Source organism: Alphaproteobacteria bacterium (genome assembly GCA_037200005.1).
In the GTDB taxonomy this organism is placed as follows: domain Bacteria; phylum Pseudomonadota; class Alphaproteobacteria; order UBA9219; family RFNS01; genus JBBCGY01.
On record JBBCGY010000001.1, the window covers coordinates 23,390 to 42,376 of the forward strand.

At 58.2% G+C, this 18,987-nt stretch carries 20 protein-coding genes; 11 read left to right on the top strand and 9 right to left on the bottom strand.

The genetic code is table 11. The annotated features are described in order from the left end of the window. Positions 1–90: 90 nt before the first annotated feature. The 4 genes from WDO70_00150 to prfA all read left to right on the top strand — a co-directional run bounded on the left by WDO70_00150 (position 91) and on the right by prfA (position 2,899). Positions 91–504 (top strand): hypothetical protein, encoded by a 414-nt coding sequence (locus tag WDO70_00150; protein MEJ0061637.1) that lies wholly within the window; start codon positions 91–93, stop codon positions 502–504. A gap of 55 nt (positions 505–559) precedes the next feature. Then, a complete protein-coding gene (locus WDO70_00155) occupies positions 560–994 on the top strand; it encodes a hypothetical protein (protein MEJ0061638.1) in 435 nt (144 codons plus the stop codon). A gap of 97 nt (positions 995–1,091) precedes the next feature. Next, positions 1,092–1,769, top strand: a complete 678-nt coding sequence (locus WDO70_00160) for an NUDIX hydrolase (GenBank protein ID MEJ0061639.1) — start codon at positions 1,092–1,094, stop codon at positions 1,767–1,769. Positions 1,770–1,837: 68 nt separating this feature from the next. Beyond that, the gene (gene prfA, locus WDO70_00165) at positions 1,838–2,899 is read left to right on the top strand and encodes a peptide chain release factor 1 (protein MEJ0061640.1); all 1,062 of its coding nucleotides are present in this window, start codon (positions 1,838–1,840) and stop codon (positions 2,897–2,899) included. A gap of 12 nt (positions 2,900–2,911) precedes the next feature. Here prfA and WDO70_00170 read toward each other — a convergent pair whose 3' ends face one another. Further along, positions 2,912–3,595: a hypothetical protein gene (locus tag WDO70_00170; protein ID MEJ0061641.1), complete on the bottom strand. Its 684-nt coding sequence runs from the start codon at positions 3,593–3,595 to the stop codon at positions 2,912–2,914. A 156-nt stretch (positions 3,596–3,751) separates the two neighbouring features. Here WDO70_00170 and WDO70_00175 point away from each other — a divergent pair, with 156 nt between their 5' ends. Next, entirely contained in the window at positions 3,752–4,636 is an 885-nt protein-coding gene (locus WDO70_00175; GenBank protein ID MEJ0061642.1) for a transporter substrate-binding domain-containing protein, read from the top strand. Next, complete coding sequence (gene prmC / locus WDO70_00180) at positions 4,636–5,487, top strand: peptide chain release factor N(5)-glutamine methyltransferase (protein MEJ0061643.1); 852 nt, start codon at positions 4,636–4,638, stop codon at positions 5,485–5,487. Before WDO70_00175 ends, prmC begins: the two co-directional genes overlap by 1 nt. On the opposite strand, the gene WDO70_00185 is transcribed toward prmC, so the two are convergent. Continuing rightward, a complete protein-coding gene (locus WDO70_00185) occupies positions 5,475–7,100 on the bottom strand; it encodes an electron transfer flavoprotein-ubiquinone oxidoreductase (protein MEJ0061644.1) in 1,626 nt (541 codons plus the stop codon). The genes prmC and WDO70_00185 overlap by 13 nt on opposite strands. 84 nt (positions 7,101–7,184) lie before the next feature. Here WDO70_00185 and WDO70_00190 point away from each other — a divergent pair, with 84 nt between their 5' ends. Further along, positions 7,185–7,997 carry a glycosyltransferase family 25 protein gene (locus WDO70_00190; GenBank protein ID MEJ0061645.1) on the top strand — a complete coding sequence of 271 codons (813 nt, stop codon included), beginning with the start codon at positions 7,185–7,187 and terminating at the stop codon, positions 7,995–7,997. Here WDO70_00190 and WDO70_00195 read toward each other — a convergent pair. Beyond that, a complete protein-coding gene (locus WDO70_00195; protein MEJ0061646.1) occupies positions 7,974–9,329 on the bottom strand; it encodes a hypothetical protein in 1,356 nt (451 codons plus the stop codon). The two genes, WDO70_00190 and WDO70_00195, sit on opposite strands and share 24 nt — an antisense overlap. Positions 9,330–9,603: 274 nt before the next feature. Here WDO70_00195 and gyrA point away from each other — a divergent pair, with 274 nt between their 5' ends. Further along, on the top strand, positions 9,604–12,321 hold the full coding sequence (gene gyrA, locus WDO70_00200) for a DNA gyrase subunit A (protein MEJ0061647.1): 2,718 nt from the start codon (positions 9,604–9,606) through the stop codon (positions 12,319–12,321). Positions 12,322–12,323: 2 nt separating this feature from the next. Further along, complete coding sequence (coaD, locus tag WDO70_00205) at positions 12,324–12,881, top strand: pantetheine-phosphate adenylyltransferase (GenBank protein ID MEJ0061648.1); 558 nt, start codon at positions 12,324–12,326, stop codon at positions 12,879–12,881. Between the two features lie 19 nt (positions 12,882–12,900). Here coaD and WDO70_00210 read toward each other — a convergent pair whose 3' ends face one another. Both WDO70_00210 and WDO70_00215 read right to left on the bottom strand, forming a co-directional pair. Then, positions 12,901–13,875 (bottom strand): hypothetical protein, encoded by a 975-nt coding sequence (locus tag WDO70_00210; GenBank protein ID MEJ0061649.1) that lies wholly within the window; start codon positions 13,873–13,875, stop codon positions 12,901–12,903. Then, complete coding sequence (locus WDO70_00215; protein ID MEJ0061650.1) at positions 13,829–14,086, bottom strand: hypothetical protein; 258 nt, start codon at positions 14,084–14,086, stop codon at positions 13,829–13,831. Before WDO70_00215 ends, WDO70_00210 begins: the two co-directional genes overlap by 47 nt. A gap of 80 nt (positions 14,087–14,166) precedes the next feature. Between WDO70_00215 and WDO70_00220 the strand changes: the two genes are divergently transcribed. Continuing rightward, positions 14,167–14,421, top strand: coding sequence for a DUF167 domain-containing protein (locus tag WDO70_00220; GenBank protein MEJ0061651.1), 255 nt, complete (start codon positions 14,167–14,169; stop codon positions 14,419–14,421). Between the two features lie 228 nt (positions 14,422–14,649). On the opposite strand, the gene WDO70_00225 is transcribed toward WDO70_00220, so the two are convergent. The 4 genes from WDO70_00225 to WDO70_00240 form a co-directional block, all read right to left on the bottom strand. Next, positions 14,650–15,918, bottom strand: a complete 1,269-nt coding sequence (locus WDO70_00225) for a hypothetical protein (protein ID MEJ0061652.1) — start codon at positions 15,916–15,918, stop codon at positions 14,650–14,652. Positions 15,919–15,956: 38 nt separating this feature from the next. Then, a complete protein-coding gene (locus WDO70_00230) occupies positions 15,957–16,382 on the bottom strand; it encodes a helix-turn-helix transcriptional regulator (GenBank protein ID MEJ0061653.1) in 426 nt (141 codons plus the stop codon). A 209-nt stretch (positions 16,383–16,591) separates the two neighbouring features. After that, entirely contained in the window at positions 16,592–17,542 is a 951-nt protein-coding gene (locus WDO70_00235) for a hypothetical protein (GenBank protein MEJ0061654.1), read from the bottom strand. 13 nt (positions 17,543–17,555) lie between these two features. Next, positions 17,556–18,227: a helix-turn-helix transcriptional regulator gene (locus tag WDO70_00240; GenBank protein ID MEJ0061655.1), complete on the bottom strand. Its 672-nt coding sequence runs from the start codon at positions 18,225–18,227 to the stop codon at positions 17,556–17,558. A gap of 179 nt (positions 18,228–18,406) precedes the next feature. On the opposite strand from WDO70_00240, the gene WDO70_00245 reads away from it, so the two are divergent. Then, positions 18,407–18,895: a hypothetical protein gene (locus tag WDO70_00245; protein ID MEJ0061656.1), complete on the top strand. Its 489-nt coding sequence runs from the start codon at positions 18,407–18,409 to the stop codon at positions 18,893–18,895. The last annotated feature ends 92 nt before the right edge of the window (positions 18,896–18,987 follow it).

Genomic DNA, 18,987 nt, shown 5'->3' on the forward strand with positions numbered 1-18,987 from the left:
CAAGATTATTTCGATGCATCCATTTATTAAGGAGAGAAAATTATGGGAAAAGACACTGGAAAAAGCACTGCGGCCACGCAGACTATACCAATGCCGACCATCATTGATGCCCTTTGCGGCGCGCGTAACGGTTCGAACCGGCTGCCGGGCTATATACGGCAAATCAAGACAGCCGGTGCCGAGAAAGTGTCGCCCGATGACGCGCCGAGACTGGCCCAGAGACTCGTCGACGTTGCCGCCGAACCGAACTCGACCCATGATGACCGCCTTCTGGCTCTTCATCTTCTTGACGATATGGCGAAACGCCATTCCCGATTGGTTATTCCGGTTATCCAGGAAACCCCGGCCATCGCCGCAGTAGCCGAGTGCTTCCCCTATTGGTATGTCCAAGGAGCGGCGCGCCAGCTTCTCGCCACGATCGAGGAAAAATCGGGTCCGTCGCGGCCCGGATCAAAGGGCTCGGCGCCGGCAGCGCCCGCTCCTGCGGCAGGCCCGACGGCATAGCTTCGGCAAACTGTCAGACCGGCCTGAAGCGGTTCATTTGTGAAAGAGAAAGATTGTGACGGAAAACAATAACGCGAACGATATGGCGATGATGATCGACGCGATTTGCGGCGCGCCTAACACGTCCCGCCACATATCGGCCTATCTGCCGCAGATCGTAAAAGCCGGCGCCGCCGCCGTGGATACCGCAGATACGATGCGGCTGACCCGCAGGCTGGTAGGGATCGTCACCGAAAGCGGCTGCGACCAATATAGTCGTTCTTTTGCCATCGCGATGCTGGAAGGGCTTGCGGAACACACAGACCATGCCCCCGTCGCCATTCAGGTTATGACCGAAACCCCGGCGCTCGCCAGAACGGCTGAATCTTCTCCCTTCTGGAAAGTGAAGATGGATACGCAGCGGCTGCTTGCCAAGATCGCGCCGCAGCCAACAGCGCCGGGCGGCAATGCAGCGCCCGCCGCGCCCATTCCCGGCCCCACGGTACGCTGACAAGACGCTAAGAAATAGAGAAGACGCTCAGAGCCCGGCGCGCGGCATAATTTGGCTGGCCATCCGGCTGGCCTGGAACAGCATATTAGGGATGTTTATGGACAACGAAATCATTCAGCATATCGGCAACAATCAGGATATCCGCGCGCTGTTCAAGGCCGCGGAAAGACTGAATTGCGATCCGGCGAGTTACTATCTCGACCGGCGCGGCCATCTGGTCGTGCCGGGCGAAGATGTCGCGCCCGAAGCGCGCACCGCGATTTATGCCCGCGTCCGCTACAAAAACAGCATCCTGTTCGCATGGCCGAAATTCGGCAACGGGTTCGCCGACCTTCCCGGCGGCGGCATCGAGGCCCAGGAAGTCCGTCCCGTGGCCTTGGCCCGCGAATGGTGGGAGGAAACCGGCCTTGCGATGCCTTTTACGCCGATACGCGTTCCCGACGGCCATTACGAGCAGCGGCTTAATTTTTATGCCGAGGACGCCAATAGATTCCTGCAAGACTATCACCAGATTTTCGTCGCCTATGACGACCCCGGCAATATCCCGCACGGTTTCCTGGCGCGGGAACGCTGGTCCACGCCCGAAGGCGACGTAAGCTGGGTGCCGATCGACCAGATCAGGCATACGCCGATCAATCGCGCCCACTGGCCCGCCATCACCAGCCTGGTGCCGGAACTGCGTGGCGTCGAGCTCGCGCCCGCGAGCCGGTTTCCGCGCAAGCTCTCGCCGACGGCGGGACAGGTTTCCGCCTACGCGCCCACGCCGTGGGGCTAGGCTGCTCGACAAACAAAAACCAGCGCGGCGCAGTTGCCTAAACTCCCGCCGCCGCCTATTTTGCCGATATGATCCCCACCGAAAAACTCGCCCGCGTCGTCGAACGCTTTGCCGAACTTGAGCATAAGCTGGCCCAACCCGGCCATGCCGCCGAGCAATTCACCAAGCTGTCCAAGGAATATGCCGAGCTTGAGCCGGTCGCCGACGCCGTGGCCGCGTGGGAAAATGTCACGAAGGAAATGCGCGAGCTTGAGGCGCTGGCCGCCGACCCCGACATGAAGGCGATGGCCGAAACCGAGCTTGCCGAACTGAAGCGCCGGATGCCGGAGATGGAACGGCAGATGCTGCGCCTGCTGCTGCCCAAGGACGAAGCCGACGAGCGCAGCGCGATTCTCGAAGTGCGCGCCGGAACCGGCGGCGGCGAAGCGGCCTTGTTCGCGGCGCTGCTGTTCGAGATGTACCGCAAATACGCCGCGTTGCGCGGCTGGAAGTTCGAGACGCTGTCGCTGTCGGAATCAGAAATCGGCGGCCTTCGGGAAGGCACGGCCTCCATCGAAGGGCGCGGCGTCTTCGCCCGCCTCAAATTCGAGTCCGGCGTGCATCGGGTGCAGCGCGTTCCGGCGACCGAGAATTCCGGACGGGTGCATACCTCCACCGCAACGGTCGCGGTCATGCCCGAAGCCGAGGAAGTCGACATTCAAATCCATGAGCGCGATTTGAAGATCGACACGTTCCGCGCGTCCGGCGCGGGCGGGCAGCATGTCAACAAGACCGAAAGCGCCGTCCGCTTCACGCATATCCCGACCGGCGTCGTGGTCGCCTGCCAGGACGAGCGCTCGCAGCACAAGAATCGCGACCGGGCGATGAAAATGCTGCGCGCGAAACTCTATGAGCAGCAGCGCAGTGCGAAAGACGCGGCGCGCGCGGCGCATCGCAAGGGGCAAGTGGGCACGGGCGACCGTTCGGAGCGCATCCGCACCTATAATTTCCCGCAATCGCGCGTCACCGACCACCGGGTCGAACTGACGCTGTATAAAATCGATGAGATCGTGAACGGCACCGCGCTCGACGAGATCATCGACGTGCTGCTGTCGCATGACGAGGCGGAACGGCTGGCCGAGCTTGGTTGAGCTGCTGCGTCTTTACGATTTGGTCAATGTCGGATGGCGCGCGGCAGCCGGGCCGGCTCCGGGCCGCGCCGGTTGCGGCGCGGGTTGCGCGGCCTCAGCCAGCGTGGGGAGCATCTGCCGGAGACGAGCGATATTCTGCGGGCCAATCACCCGCAAGACAGGGATGGTTTTTGTCTTGTCCGGGCTGACCGAACGGCTATCGGCCGTTACGCTCTCAATGCCCCATTTCTTCAGAAGGCGCTGCGCCCACTCGGCTCCCTTATATTGGGCGACCAGCGTTCCCGGCTCTCCCATCGCAATATTAAGCGCAGGCTGCTCTCCTCTGCCGGTCGGGACGTCATTCTCGACCCAAGCCTTCGGGTTGGCCAGATGCAGAATAATGCCGAGGCGCACGGCATTCTTCGCGCCATTGGTAGGATTCACGTGGTCTTCCGCCCGCAGCACCGGCCCGAGGCGCTGGCTGTCATGCGGATAGACATAAACATCGTATTTATTCCGCAAAATCCGGATCGCCGCCTGAACCTCCGGCGTATCCTTTCCTTTCGGAAGCGGCAGGTCGTATATGTCGCTTGTGTGCTGCGTTGCCGCGCGGCCCAGCAGGGGTACGCTCGTTTTATCCAATGTTCCCCGCTTCCAGGTCGAAGTCAGGAGCGCCTGCTCGACGCGTAAATCATTGCCGCCTAAAATCATCGCCATCCCCTATCATTCATGGTTAATAGCCGGTGCCAATATGATTGAATTATAGCATAATGGGCGCGCTTTAATTCGGGATTAATTACTTTCATGACATTGCCTTCATCGCCGGGAGACAGGTAACATGCCGTATATGCTGACCGATCATGGGCGAAGCTGATGTTCAATAATGGGGGATTCGCCATCGTCGCTTTCGCGGCTTCTCTCGCCGCGCTGGGATTGACGCTCTATTGGAGTCCGCCTCCGGTTCCGGCGCAAAGCCAGACCCCGCGTGAGAGAAGCGCGCTCGCGCGCGTCAAGGAAACCAAAGTCCTGAGATGCGGCTATTGGCTGTGGCCCCATCTGATCGAGAAGAACCCCATGACCGGCGCGATAAGCGGTCCCGCCGCCGATTTGATCAAGAAGACCGCCGAGGATCTGGGCGCGCGCGTGGAATGGACGGCGGAGGCGACTTCCGGCAATTATGTCCATCTCCTGGCTTCGGACAAAATCGACGCCGTATGCGGTGCCATGGTCGCCAGCCCTTCCCTGCGCCCGCATGCCGATTTCACGATACCGGTCTTTTATGTCGGCATGGATATGTATGTTCGCGCGGCGGACAATCGTTTCGACGCCTCGCGCGAAACCGCCGACAAGCCCGAAGTGAAGTTTCTTTCGCTCGAAGGCTGGTCGGCAAGCTATCTCGCCGGCATCCATTTTCCTCATGCGCAGCAAAGCGCGCTGCCGGAAACATCCGCGGCAGGACAAGTCATGCTGGATGTCGCGGCCGGAAAAGCGGATGCGACCATCGCCGATCAGCTGACGGCGGAACGCTTCATCGACACCCATCCCGGCAGCCTCAAGCGCGTGCGCCACGAAAAACCGCTGACGGTGACGGGCGGCTCGCTGTTCGCCGTCAAGACCGGCGAGGACGCCTGGCTCAATACGCTGAACGGCATGATGCGCGATTATCTCGACATGGCCATGGTCGAGAAAATCATGGCCGAGCATAATCTCGCCGCCGGGCGGCATTATCAGCCCGTGGCGGCGGCCTATCGGCCATAATGACCGCCCTTCAGGCTAAAATAGGCTCCGCCGCGCAAATCCTGCGGGACGGCGGCATCGAGGAGGCCGGAACCGACGCCCGCATTCTCTGCGCCGCGCTGCTCGGTCTCGACCGCGCGCGGCTTTTGACGGAAGGAGGGCGCATCCTGTCGGCGGAAGAAAGCGCCGCCATCGACGACGCCATCATGCGCCGCGCCGGAGGCGAGCCGGTCGCGCGGATTCTGGGCAAGAAAGAATTTTGGAGCATGGAATTCGCGGTGAATGGCGCGACCCTGATACCGCGCGCGGACAGCGAAACCCTGATCGACGCCGTGCTGGCGCTCTATCCCGACCGGCGCGCGCCCTTGCGGATTCTCGATCTCGGCACCGGCACGGGATGCCTGCTGCTCGCCTTGCTCGGCGAATTTCCGTTCGCGAGCGGCATCGGCACCGACATCGCGCCGGAGGCTGTTGCATTGGCCGGGCAGAATGCGGAACGATTAGGATTCAAAGAACGCGCGGAATTTAAGGCGGGAGATTGGGCCGATGGAATCGCGGCGCCATTCGACCTCATCATCTCCAATCCGCCCTATATCCCGAACGCCGACATTGCCGCGCTGGATCGCGACGTGCGCGATTACGATCCGCTTCTGGCGCTCGACGGCGGCGCGGACGGCCTCGACGCCTATCGCGCGCTGGCGAAGATCATTCCGGGATTATTGAAATCCGGCGGCCATGCGGTGATTGAGATCGGTTATGACCAGGGCTTATCGGCGGCGGATATCTTCACCAAAGTGGGCTTCCCGCCACCAAAACTGCGCCGCGACCTGGGCGGACAGCCGCGCTGCCTCGTTGTCGCTCACGTCACCTGATAGCCCGGCCCGCCGCCGCCTTCGGGGACAGTCCAGTCGATATTCTGCGTCGGGTCTTTGATGTCGCAAGCCTTACAATGCACGCAATTCGCGGCGTTGATGACGAATTTCGGCCCGCTGGCCTCTTCCGCGATCTCATACACCGCCGCCGGGCAATAGCGCGTCTCAGGCGAGGCATAGTCCTTGTAATTCACCGCGATGGCTTTCGCCGGGTCTTTGAGTTTCAGATGCGCGGGCTGGTTTTCCTCGTGATGCGTGCCGGACAGGAACACCGACGACAGCCGGTCGAAACTCACGACGCCGTCGGGCTTCGGATAATCGATCTTCGCCGCGTCTTTCGCTTTCGATAATTGCACATGATCCGCCCCGTGATGGTGCAGCGTCCATGGCGCGCGGCCGCGCAGCAGAATCTGATCCACCGCGTTATAAACAAGAGCGGGGATCAAGCCGTAGCGGAAAGACGGGCGCACATTGCGCACCTCGTGCAGTTCCTTCCACAGCCACGACGCGCGCAGCTTTTCGGGATAGTCCGCGACTTCCGGCGCCCCGTCCGCCGCCCGCAGATGCGCCGCCAATGATTCCGCCGCGACCATGCCGGATTTCATCGCCGTATGCGTGCCCTTGATCTTCGGCACGTTCAAAAAGCCCGCCGTATCGCCGATCAAAAGCCCGCCGGGAAACACCAGCTTCGGCAGCGACTGCAAGCCGCCTTCCACCAAAGTCCGCGCGGCGTAAGCGATCCGTCGCCCGCCTTCCAGCAGCGGGCGGATCGCGGGATGCCGCTTGAAACGCTGAAATTCCTCGAAGGGCGACAGATAGGGGTTGCGGTAATCGAGGCCAACCACCATCCCCAGCGAGATCATGTTGTTGTCCCAATGATAGAGGAACGTCCCGCCATAAGTCGCCGCATCGAGCGGCCAGCCGACGGTATGCATCACGAGGCCCTGGCGATGCCGCGCGGGATCGACCTCCCACACTTCTTTGATGCCCAGCCCATAAGTCTGCGGCTCCGCGCCGTCGCGCAGCTTGAAACGCGCGATCAATTGCTTGGTCAGCGAGCCATGGCAGCCTTCCGCGAACACCGTCTGCCGCGCGCGCAGTTCCACGCCCCTCGTGAAACGCTCGGTAGGCTGGCCATCCTTGCCGATGCCAACATCGCCCGACGCCACGCCCGCGACGCAGCCGCTATCGTCGTAAAGAATCTCCGCCGCCGCGAAGCCCGGATAAATCTCGACGCCCAGCGCCTCCGCCTGCGCGCCGAGCCATCTCGCATACTGGCTCAGGCTGGCGATGAAATTGCCGTGATTGTTCATCGGCGGCGGGGTTGGCAGCCGCCAAGCGCGCGTTTCGGTCAGGAACATGAACCGGTCTTCGGTCACCGGCACAAGCAGCGGCGCGTCGCGCTGCTTCCAGTCGGGGAAGAGTTCACTCAACGCCCGGGGTTCAATAACTGCGCCGGAAACCATATGCGCGCCGACCTCCGCGCCCTTTTCCAGCACGCAGACCGTGAGATCGGGCGCGAGCTGCTTAAGCCGTATTGCGCAGCCAAGGCCCGCGGGCCCCGCCCCGACGATCACCACGTCATATTGCATCTGTTCGCGGGGTTCGGTCATTTCAGCCTCGTGGAATCGATTGCCGCGTATTTTCCATAATGTTAGCCTGTTAGTGTAAATTGTCATTCTTAATATCAAGTGTCCATGCACATCATCCTGATCAATCTCGCGCGCGCGGCGGAGCGCCGCGAAAAGATGCAGCGTCAATTCGACGCGCTCGGCCTGGATTTCGAGATTCTCGAGGCCACCGACGGGCGGACGCTGACCGAAGAGCAGCGCGCGCTGGTGGATAACCGCAAGCGCCGCCGCATCACGCCCTATCCGCTGTCGGATAACGAGATCGGCTGCTGGATCAGCCATCGCCGCGCGATGGCGACCATGCTGATGCGCAAGCTGCCGATGGCCGTCATTCTGGAAGACGACGCCGAACTGACGCCGGATTTTCCCCATGTGCTGGCGGCACTGGAAAAACTGGGCAGACCCTTCGACGTCATCGATCTGCACCGCAATTTCCGCCGCGATGAAATCTTCGCGCCGTGCCGCCCGCTATTGCCGGATAATCAATTGGGCCGTATCGGCTATACGCATATGAATCTCACCGCCTACGTCATGTCGCGCAAGGGCGCGGAAAAATTCCTCAGCCAAGCGCCGCGCTTCGCCCATGCCGTGGACAAGGAACTGCATCGCTACTGGGCCAACGGCCTCGATATCTACGGCCTGGAAAAGCCCGTCGCGGCGCAAAATGACGGCGGCCATTCCTATATCGACGAAGACCGGCTGCAAAACCGCCCCGAAGACCGCCCGCGCTATCCGGGCGCCGACGCGCTTTATTGGAAGATCATGCGCTGGTGGAGCAAATTTTCGGACAGCGTCGGCAAGCGGATATGCTTTCCTGGCTATGTCCGCAAAGGCCAGCGCACGATGGGCTATGAATCAGGCGTTCAGACGACGAGGTAAAACTTGCGTGCCACCGTCCGGAAGGCTCGCCTCCGGACGATTGGGGATCGGCGCGCCTTCGATCAGACGCACATGGGACGGCACCGGATCGAGGGCGGGCCTGAAAATCAGACTGGGATCGATATCGGTGAATATGGAAACGAGGCGCGATATCTCGCCGACGACATGGGCATCCTTTTCTCCATCGCGCACCAAAGCGCCGATCTTTTCCGCGCGCAATTGCGTGGCCAGAGCGTTATTCTGCTCGACCAAATCTGCGAATCTGGATAACGTCAGATAGCGCATATTATCGTCGCCATGCTCATGGGCGATGGCGAGCAGGACATCGGGATCGTTTTGCCGAAGAACCTCCAGCACCGGCACATCGGCATGATCCGGACCGGCGCCGAACTTATAAGGCGCGGCAGCGGCAAGCCTCTCCAGCGCGCCATGAGCTGCGCCGCGCACCGCGGCGCTTTCGTCCCGCATCGCGGACGCTTCAAGGAGGCCCACACGGCTATCTGTCATAAGACGCGGATGCTTGGCCAATATTCCGGCAAGCTCGCCGATGGAATCATGCCGCACCTCGGCATCGCCATGCTCCTGAATCCGCTGCACCAGCGCGTCGATTCTTTCCAACTTGGATTCCCACTCTTTACGATTTATCGGCGGTGCGATCTTCAATTTCGGATTAATGGATTTCAAACGCTTCAAGCTGAGCGCGGGCAGATGCCGGGCTTTTTCATAAGCGTCGACACTCGGATACATTTCCAGGCCGGTGCCGTTATAACTGTCGCGTATATTGGCGAGCCTATCGGCGTTTTCCTGCATCGCCAATTCCGGATTGCGCTGCACCAGCCTATCGAAAGCGACAAGGCTTTGCCATATAGCCTGATAGGTATTCTTAGCCATGCCCCAATCGGTTTGAAAGTGGGACATATCCTGCAAAACATGGTCAAGAATGGTATCCGCCTGCTGTGCCAAAGGATGTGTGGCATTAGGAGATAAAGCGGATGCATAAAATTCCTTACGTTTGGTTCGATCCCGCCATTCCCCATACCGCCGCCGCGCCATGCCGACGCCGGATACGGCGAAAGAGGTCAGCAGAAAAGCCGTGCCGGCCGCCGCCGCACGATGGCCATCCGCGGCGACGGCATTCGCGATCCAGGCGACGATTCCAGCCGTTTTCGGGGCCGCCTTGAGCAAAGACATGCCAACGGACGAGATTTCCCGGTGGTGAGCATAAGATTCGACCGGCCCGCTGACGGGAACCATGGCGGTCCACAGCGCCCTGTCGATACGGCGGCAAATCTCGCCCGCGACGTTTTGAAATTTCTTAATCGATTGGCTCATATGGCTTCCTCTTAAAATCTCCGCGATCATATCTCAAAAAGGATGAAACTAATCGGCAAAACCATCTCCGGAACATTAACCATCGAGGAAAAATTTCCGATGGTTCCGGCAAACGAATTCGCTTTCCGCGCCGTGGCCGCGAAGGCGGGCGCGACATGTCCACAACCATCTGATTCTTCATGATTTTTTCCAAATAATTCCTTTGCCGTCCATTCGGCGAAATGCTAGTTTCAGCTTGGTTTCAACCGCCTGATTTTCACTGGGTTCCCGCATCGTGTCCGCGCAAAATTCGCCGTCGCCTCCCGACAGCATCAGTCTCATCTCCATCGAAGAGGAAATGCAGCGCAGCTATCTCGATTACGCGATGAGCGTGATCGTGTCGCGGGCGCTGCCCGACGTGCGCGACGGGCTGAAGCCCGTGCATCGCCGCATCCTGTACGCGATGAAGGAAGGCGGATTCGACAGCACCAAGCCTTACAAGAAATCCGCCCGCATCGTCGGTAACGTGATGGGCCAATATCACCCGCACGGCGACAGCGCGATCTATGACGCGATGGTGCGCATGGCGCAGGATTTCTCGATGCGCCTGATGCTCGTCGACGGGCAAGGCAATTTCGGCTCGATGGACGGCGATCCTCCGGCGGCGATGCGCTATACCGAGGCGCGGCTGGCGAAATCCGCCGAGAGCATGCTCGACGATATCGACAAGAACACCGTCGATTTCCATCCCAATTACGACGAATCCACGGTGGAGCCGGACGTGCTTCCGGCGCGCTTTCCCAATCTGCTGGTCAATGGCGCGGGCGGCATTGCCGTCGGCATGGCGACGAACATTCCGCCGCACAATCTGGGCGAGGTCTGCGACGCCTGCATCGCCTATATCGACAATCCCGAAGTCACGATCGACGAACTGATCGATATCGTTCCCGCGCCGGATTTCCCGACCGGGGGCCTGATCCTGGGGCGCAGCGGCTGCCGCAGCGCCTATTACACCGGGCGCGGCTCAGTCGTGATGCGCGCGAAAACGGAAGTGGAAGAAATCCGCAAGGACCGCCAGGCGATCATCGTCACCGAGATTCCGTACCAGGTGAACAAAGTCTCGCTGATCAAGCGCATCGCCGAATGCGTGCAGGAAAAGATCATCGAGGGCATCTCCGATCTGCGCGACGAATCCGACCGCGACGGCGTACGGATGGTCATCGAGCTCAAGCGCGAGGCGATGGCCGACATCGTGCTGAACCAGCTTTACCGCCACACGCCGCTGCAGACCTCGTTCGGGGTCAATATGCTGGCGCTCGACCATGGGCGGCCGATCCTGATGACGCTGCGCGACGTGATCCGCGCTTTCATCGAATTCCGCGAGCAGGTCATCACCCGCCGCACCGAGTACGAACTCGGGCAGGCGCGCGACCGGGCGCATATCCTGGTCGGGCTTCTGGTCGCGGTCGCCAATATCGACGCCGTCATCGCGCTGATCCGCAATTCGCCCGACCCGCAGACGGCGCGCGCCGAACTGATGGCGCGAAGCTGGCCCGCGGGCGACATCGCGCCGCTGATCGAGCTTGTCGACGAGCCGGGACAGCTGATCGAAGGCCAATACAAACTCAGCGAGCCGCAGGCCAAGGCGATCCTCGATCTGCGCCTGCATCGCCTGACCGGGCTCGAGCGCGACAAGATCGGCGGCGAGCTGAAAGACATCGTCACGCAGATCGCCGATTATCTCGACATCCTGTCGTCGCGCCCGCGCCTGATGGGCATCATGAAGGACGAGCTTCTCGCGGTGCGCGAGCAGTTCGCGACGCCGCGCCGCACGCAGATCGAGGACCAGGAATTCGAGACCGACATCGAGGATCTGATCCAGCGCGAGGACATGGTCGTGACCTTCAGCCATACCGGCTATGTCAAGCGCGTGCCGCTTTCCACCTATCGCGCGCAGAAGCGCGGCGGCAAGGGCCGCACCGGCATGAACACCAAGGACGAGGATTTCGTCCGCGAAATTTTCGTCGCCTCGACCCACACGCCGATGCTGTTCTTCTCGTCGCTCGGCAAGGTCTATAAGCTCAAGGTCTATAAGCTGCCGCTCGGCAACCCGCAGGCGCGCGGCAAGGCGCTGGTCAATCTGCTGCCGCTCGAACAGGGCGAGAGCATCACCACCTCGCTGCATCTGCCCGAGGACGAGGCGCTGTGGGAAAACCTCAACATCGTCTTCGCCACCTCGCGCGGCACGGTCAGGCGTAACAAGCTTTCCGACTTCGCCAATGTCCGCCAGTCCGGCATCATCGCCATGAAGCTCGACGAACCGGGCGATAAACTGATCGCGGTCAAGACCTGCGACGGCGTGGACGATATCCTGCTCTCGACCAAATTCGGCAAATGCATCCGCTTCGCCGTCGACGATCTGCGCGTCTTTACCGGACGCAATTCGGTCGGCGTGCGCGGCATCAGGCTTGCCGAGGGCGACGAGATCATCTCCATGTCGATCCTGGGCCATGTCGACGCCGCCGCCGAAGAACGCGCCGGATACCTGAAACAGGCGGCTGCCTTGCGGCGCGCGGCGGGAGAAACTGAACTTGAGGCGGCAGGAAGCGGCAAGGATGACGAGGAAAGCGCCGACGCCGTCACGTTATCGCCGGAACGTTTCGCCGAACTGGCGAAGCGCGAGGAATTCATCCTCACCGTCAGCGCGCGCGGCTTCGGCAAGCGCAGCTCGTCCTACGAATACCGCATCGCCGGACGCGGCGGCCTCGGCATCATGAATATGGACATGTCCGAGCGCAACGGCCATGTCGTCGCCGCCTTCCCGGTGCGCGCCGATCAGGACGTGATGCTGGTCACCGACGGCGGCCAGATCATCCGCATGCCGACCGCCGACATGCGCATCGCGGGCCGCCGCACCCAGGGCGTCACGCTGTTCCGCGTCGCCGAAGGCGAACATGTCGTATCGGTCGCGGCGCTGGATGATGAGGGCGACGGCGAGCCGGAAGTCTCGTGACCATGGTCAAGCCTGCCCCTAAAAAAATGAAACGCACCGCCATCTATCCCGGCACGTTCGACCCGATCACCGGCGGGCATATCGACATCATCCGGCGCGGCGCGAAGCTGGCGGATCGGCTCGTGGTCGGCGTCGCCAGGAACGCGGGCAAGGACCCGCTGTTCGACACCCGCGCGCGCGTGCGCATGGTCGAGCGCGAAGTCGCCGATCTGCGCCGCGAGAATTTCAATATCGAGGTGATGGAGTTCGACAATCTGCTGATGGACTTCGCGGCGTCGCAGGGCGCGAGCGTGATTTTGCGCGGGTTGCGCGCGGTATCGGATTTTGAATACGAGTTCCAGATGGCGGGAATGAATTCTTATCTCAACCAAGGCATCGACACGGTGTTCTTGATGTCCGGCGACCGCCACCAGTTCGTGTCGTCGCGCTTCGTCAAGGAAATCGCCCGCCTCGGTGGCGACGTGACGCATTTCGTCAGCGCCCATGTCGCGCGCGAGCTCAAGCGCCGCTTCGCCGCCGCCAGCGGACGGCGCAAGGTGCAGCCCATCGTGCGGGACTGATTTTATCCCAAGCTCGGTTTTATCCCGCGCTTAAGGGGATACCGGCATAGAGCTTGCGCATGCGCGTCAAATCGTCGCGGTTCATGATCCCGGCTTGCGCGCCGTTATAAAGGCTGCCGTCGCCTTCCTTGTCGAGCTTTTGGCGCCAGGCCTTCTGCGCCAGATTGGCGAAATTCGGATCGCGCACGACCTTGATCGCCGATTCGGCGCTATTATAGCCATGGCCCGCGATGATCCGGAAAAACTCCCGGTTCGCCAGCCATGGCGCTTCCTGAGTCTGTTGGCGATCCGCGTTGGGATGGGAATAGCGCACCGAGACGATTTCCGACACGCCGGCCCACTGGCACTCCGCCATCGCCAGCGGCCCGATATCCTGCGTTGTCGTGTAGAGCGTCGCGGGATGGCTGGGGTGCCCAAGCCTCCAGGGCTGCTCCGCGCCTTCTTCTTTTCGCCTGCGGCAGGCGGCGCGCAAAGCGCCGACTTCGGCGATCGCGAATATATCGCCTCTGGCGCGCTCGTCGGTTCCGCCGCCGGTAAGTTTCATAAGCTCCGCATCGCGCCCGCCGCCGCCACGGCCGCGAACCATGTGGGAGCGAATCAGGCCCGCGTAAGCCGTGGGAAGCGCCAGGGTTTCCTCGTCGAATATTCTCTGCACGAAGCTGGGCAATTTTTCCAGCGGCGCCACCTTGTGCCGCACCATCGGCCGCAACACCTGGGCTTGCGTCTGGCGGAACAAATCGAGCAGATACGGCTCGTCATGGAAGCGCGCGACATTCGCCGTCTGCTCGAAGGTCGCGCCGTAGCTGACGACGAAAGGCGCGTCGAATCCTTCCGTCCGCAAATGACGCGCGACGATCTCTTCCTTGGAGTGGCAGGAAGGGCAGCTCTGCCCGCTCGACGTCATGATGATCGTGACCTGCTCGCCCTTGCAGGCGCGCAGGGCGTCCTTAAGCGCGGCGATGTTGGAGGGGAGATAGGACCTCGTTCTCCGCATGCGCGCTCGCCACGCCGGTGGCGAGGACGGCATTCGCGGCAAGGACGCCGATCCTCTCGACTTTGCCGGTCTTGTGATGATAAAGCGCCAGCGAAGCGCCGAACGGACCGCCTCGACCGGCAATGACGTTATCCCGGGCGAAAAGATCGGTTTCCCGCAGCAATGCGCGGTATATAGAGGAAGGCACGGACGGCAATATCGTTCTCTTCATGATAAATTCCTTAAAAATTCCTATTTTGTCCTAGCAAGAAGAAATAGTTTCATCAAGCCAGCGCAGCGCGAGAACCCCGATTGACCGCCGATTTTTTCGATATTCATGTCAAAGTGACGCCTAAAGCCTCGGCGAACCGGATCGGCGAAACCCGCGAGGGGCCGGGCGGCATCAGCCAGCTTATGGTTTACGTCACCGCCGCGCCGGACAGGAATAAAGCCAATGAATCGGTGATCGCGCTGCTGGCGGCGCATTTCGGCGTGCCGAAATCGGCGATCGCCGTCCTTCGCGGCCACACCGGTCGCAATAAGGTCGTCAGGATCGCGCGGCCATAAACCGCTTGCCTGCCCGGCCTTTTCACCCTATTTTCCGCTCCTTGTGACCTTGTAGCTCAGCCGGTAGAGCATCTGACTTTTAATTTTATCCGGCCTGTTCCCGCTCGTCTCGGATGGCCTCAAAAACCCAGGTTTTCCGCCGTTTTCTGATAATCGGCGTCTCACGCGGTTTCTCTGAAAATCGTGCGGTCTCGGAGTTTCTGTAGCAATTTCTGTAGCAGAATGAGATCATATCTCCTGAATATTGATAGATAGAGGAGACAGACCAAATGATTCCCATACTTTTGTGACAAACGGATAAAGAGCGTCAGCTTCCGATTGTTCTGCAAGGCAATGGCCTTTCAATTCAACATTGGGCTTAAAGCCTTGACCTTCCAATATTGGGAAGCCACGCCTACTACCTCCGACCCGAAGACCCTTTAGTCCGGCAATACCGACAATATAGCCAACCTCTCCTTTATATTTGAACTTTTCGTTGATGAACAATCTGTATTGCCTGAACTTAAAAGCCAATCTGTTCATTAGGAGTGCAAGCAAAATTCCTCCATCATCTGGTCGAATCATTGCCTGAGAATAATGAAAAACTGCCCAAATTTGCCCCGTTGAAAAGACTTTGACGTAATCTGAACATGGTCTTGCAACATCATTGAAGAGAGCATAGGTGATAATCCCTTCAGGGTCTCGTCCTCGATCGAATGCGTTCTCATAGTAGAACGGTGTGATAGCCGTTCCTTCTGAAACCATCTTCTGAATCTCATCAATTGGATATTCAGGTATGGTGTTCATAGGATACGCTCGCAGAAACAGCGCCGCATCTTTCGGAGTTACTATGGACTTCTGTGTGCCCCCCATCAGACCCGCCGAAATAATATCCATCTGATCGTCTACAACGAAGGTTGATCTTGTTTCCCAATTAGGCCCAGGATCGAAAGATACATATGCCGGAGTATGGTTTTCCTCATTTATAAGCAGAGGCTCGATTGTTATTTTCAAAAAGTTGATCAATTTCCTTTTTTCCACATCTATTTCAGAAGCTTTTGCCTCAGCATGAAGCTCATACATAATTGGTCCAGCTTTATGTCTAAGGTCGAATGGCATGGATTCTCGTTTGCCATACGCACTATTCAGGACAAGTAAAACTTTTTCACTGCCTATTGCTTCTAAGGCAATCCCAAGCTCAATAGCAACATTGGGATTCATAACGTCTTTGCCTTCAGTAGTTTTTGCGATAGGTGTGATGTCGGCAATGAAGATCGCCGATTGTCGTATTTTATTTATAATGACTGCAACTAAATCTGGAGAGCCGGTAATGCCCTTGCGATCATGATCCAGGTGCAATTCTTCAGGCAGTATTTGACCGGAATCTGGACGATCTGCATCTTCTACATTGCTATTCTTGGCCTTAAGTTCCCTGATGGCAACTTCGAGAGCTTCACGCACAAAGTGTCTGCCGGTTTTACCGGGGGTATCAGATTGCCATGACCAGAATATTTTCATGTGTTGAGCTAAGAGATTACAGATGGATTGTCACGTTATTATTTCATAAGTTTAATTGCTCTCGCAATAGTAAACGCCAAATACCTTGTCTCTTTGAAGTTCAACGGCTGCTCGACGGCTTCTTTGTAGGTGTAGCTGGCCCATTTGGAGAGGTCTTTTGGGGCCAGCTTGACCTTGTGCTTCTTACTGGCTTCGAGAAGCCAGCCGAGGATCGAGCCAAGGAGGGCATCGTCGCAACTGCCGGTGAATTTCCGATCAAGCGGCAGATCGATGATTTCATGCGTATTGACCTTGAGCGCCTTGGCGGTCTTCAAAATCCAGTCAATCGTCAAGGGGGTTTGGCCTTTTTCAAGGCGGCTCATATGCGGCGCGGAGGTGCCGATCATTTTGGCAAGTTCACGGCCCGATATGCCGCGCTCGTCAGCGAGTTCCCTGATTTTGTTCTTTGGAATCTTGGTTTTCATAATAGTGTTTGATCCTCAAGCGATTTGAAAGAATGAAATGACTGCTGGATATTACCAAAGTTTTCTCATGCGTTCCAAGCAACAAATGCCGCATTTTTATTTTCCAGGTGAATCAGTATGTTAGTGTAACATAACATTACTTTATTTGTAATTAAATGTCCAGATGCAGATTGCCGTCAGGCGGCACATGGGGGAGACATAATCCGGCTTCACCGAAAAACCGTCGCCGATCCCGACAAACAGCCCGCGACATATTTCCACTCGGCGGCGAGCGGCGCTGCATTCTCGAAATGCGCCAGCAAGGGGGATATGGCGGGATAAGACACGCCATCGCGCTGCCATGGAGCGCCGAGGATCATTGTTTCGGATGGCCCGCTGCCGGTATTGGCAAGCAGAAAGCCATTGTCTTGCGATTTCCACTTATTACTAACGACCAAACGCGCATGAGAAACGCGGGAAACATCCAGCACCCAGCCATATGCGCTGCGGCGCTCGCAGCGCGCGCTGATGAAATTGCAATATTGGTCGATTTCCGCGGCATTCCAGCGGTTATAGGCGCGAATGCGGTCTTGGACGATTGAAAGCCTTCCTTTTACATTCGCAAGACCGAGATGCTGCGTTTCGTGGCACTCGTCGCAGAGCGCCATCATGCGCACAAGGCGTTGTAAGCCGCAGGCTCCTTTCGCCACAAAATCAGGCAGCGGCTCGTAATATTCCCAAAGCTCATGACATTCGAGCTTATCCGCCGTCCCGCATATCTCGCAGCGAAAGCCGGTTTTGGAGAAAGTCTGGCGGCGCAAGTCGTTCCAGGTCGTCTTGGTCAGGAGATTGGCAAGGCTCGATCCCCACGACGTGATGGGAATGAGTTCGCCGAGAATCGGCACGATCATCCGGCGGGCGACGAACGGCAGAAAATCGTTTAGAAGCGCAAAATCGATGGCCGCGCCATGGCGGACGAAAGCGCCTTCGCCGTCTTTTTCCACGCCGCCCGAAAAGAGCGGGCGGGGCAGTGCCGCTTTATCGGGCAGCAACAGCGGTATGCGCCCATCGACGAAGAAACGGGGATCGATTTCCGCCGTTCCTTTGATGGAACGTGGCGCGAACAAATCCGCAGGCAATTTGCGGTCGCGCTTAAGGATAAGCTTGTCGCGGAAATTCAATGTGATCGTCCAATCAGAATGAGCCTTTTGTCTTTTTGCTTACAATTTTCTTAGGCGGAATAATCGCCTTATCCCAAATCGGATCGAACTGGGCGCAATAGCGTTCCGCCAGAAGCTTGGAACGGATAACCAGCAATTCCCTCTTGTTGGATTCATACATCGGCAGGGCCACATAATCGTTATAGAGATAAAACGGAGCTAGGGTCTTGGCGTCCTTGTTAAGCCAGCGATATTCGCAGTAGGGGGCCGGGAAGGTCGCATCGCCTTCCGCCGTCAAAACGCGGGCATCCAGGTTATCGACCGTCGCCATGCGGATAAGGTGCGCCTGTCCGTAATCATCGGCGAAAATCAGATTATTGGCATCGCTTAGATTGAACTGGCGAATGCGCCCGCCTGCCTCGCTAAGGGTTTCATAGACGTGATCGAGAAATTGCCGATACCCTAATTTACCGCTGAATACCTTGACCGGATGTTTCCGCAGCTTCACGCCTTCGTCTTCCGTAAATTCGACGCCGTGCTTATCGAAAGCGGCAAGAATGCCGGAGAGAGACTTTTCATGAGGCTGCACCGCACCAGCCTCAATATTGCTTACCGTGGCGCGGGTGAGGCCGGTCTTGGTGGCAAGATCGTCAGCCGTCCATTCCAGCAGGCTGCGCGCGGCGCGTATTTGCCGTCCTGTAATCATTTTCAAACCATGCCTTTCGTCAATTAATATACCCCTTTATACAGCATAATGCCCGAAAGTAAATAATATATTGCTCATAATGTACAATAATGTTTGACATAACTACCACTATTTGGTATTTAGATAAACAATATTTGACATTAAGGCCGTTTTCAAAGGCGATTTTCGGGAGGAATCATATGGCTAAGTATAAGCGCAGAAAGAAGATTCCGGCCATTCTCACCGGAGACGCCTCCACTCCAGAACGCCAGCGCCGGAACGGCGGCATAGCCAGAGAAGTCATCGCCCGTGACAATCACGGCGAAGCCATGATGTTCCGATTCAAGGCCGCTATTGATTGCGCCCTGGACGCCTATTTTCAACGTGGCGTTCTCACCCAGACCGAATATATGGCGGGAATGAAATTTCGCCATGCCTATCTGCGGGCGGTCTTGAAAGTCAGAGTCGAGGATATAGACTCCGGTTCCCACGGCGATCCTGAAATGTCATTCCTGACGCCTATATATAGCGAAAGGGTTCTGCGGGAAGCTTATGAAACCATGTCAGCCAAGCAAAAAGCCGTCATCGTTGCCGTATGTGGCCATGACGAATGGGCCGGGGGCACGTCGAAACTAAAAATTTTGCATCGCGGCCTAGAAAAATTGGCTGGGATTTGGAAATTGGCATAATTTGGCCAGACATTACATGGAATTACATATAATGTAATTATTTTTCGGAAAATAGAATTTTGTTGTTGCAAAAAGTCATGTTTTTTGGTATG

Excerpts from the sequence above, each read along its gene's own strand:
- WDO70_00195 (MEJ0061646.1), bottom strand. The coding sequence starts at position 9,329 with ATGAGCCAATCGATTAAGAAATTTCAAAACGTCGCGGGCGAGATTTGC.
- prmC (MEJ0061643.1), top strand. The coding sequence starts at position 4,636 with ATGACCGCCCTTCAGGCTAAAATAGGCTCCGCCGCGCAAATCCTGCGG.
- WDO70_00185 (MEJ0061644.1), bottom strand. The coding sequence starts at position 7,100 with ATGACCGAACCCCGCGAACAGATGCAATATGACGTGGTGATCGTCGGG.
- WDO70_00230 (MEJ0061653.1), bottom strand. The coding sequence starts at position 16,382 with ATGAAAACCAAGATTCCAAAGAACAAAATCAGGGAACTCGCTGACGAG.
- WDO70_00210 (MEJ0061649.1), bottom strand. The coding sequence starts at position 13,875 with ATGCGGAGAACGAGGTCCTATCTCCCCTCCAACATCGCCGCGCTTAAG.
- WDO70_00240 (MEJ0061655.1), bottom strand. The coding sequence starts at position 18,227 with ATGATTACAGGACGGCAAATACGCGCCGCGCGCAGCCTGCTGGAATGG.
- WDO70_00160 (MEJ0061639.1), top strand. The coding sequence starts at position 1,092 with ATGGACAACGAAATCATTCAGCATATCGGCAACAATCAGGATATCCGC.
- WDO70_00225 (MEJ0061652.1), bottom strand. The coding sequence starts at position 15,918 with ATGAAAATATTCTGGTCATGGCAATCTGATACCCCCGGTAAAACCGGC.
- WDO70_00150 (MEJ0061637.1), top strand. The coding sequence starts at position 91 with ATGCCGACCATCATTGATGCCCTTTGCGGCGCGCGTAACGGTTCGAAC.
- WDO70_00190 (MEJ0061645.1), top strand. The coding sequence starts at position 7,185 with ATGCACATCATCCTGATCAATCTCGCGCGCGCGGCGGAGCGCCGCGAA.
- prfA (MEJ0061640.1), top strand. The coding sequence starts at position 1,838 with ATGATCCCCACCGAAAAACTCGCCCGCGTCGTCGAACGCTTTGCCGAA.
- WDO70_00245 (MEJ0061656.1), top strand. The coding sequence starts at position 18,407 with ATGGCTAAGTATAAGCGCAGAAAGAAGATTCCGGCCATTCTCACCGGA.
- WDO70_00170 (MEJ0061641.1), bottom strand. The coding sequence starts at position 3,595 with ATGGCGATGATTTTAGGCGGCAATGATTTACGCGTCGAGCAGGCGCTC.
- WDO70_00175 (MEJ0061642.1), top strand. The coding sequence starts at position 3,752 with ATGTTCAATAATGGGGGATTCGCCATCGTCGCTTTCGCGGCTTCTCTC.
- WDO70_00215 (MEJ0061650.1), bottom strand. The coding sequence starts at position 14,086 with ATGAAGAGAACGATATTGCCGTCCGTGCCTTCCTCTATATACCGCGCA.
- coaD (MEJ0061648.1), top strand. The coding sequence starts at position 12,324 with ATGGTCAAGCCTGCCCCTAAAAAAATGAAACGCACCGCCATCTATCCC.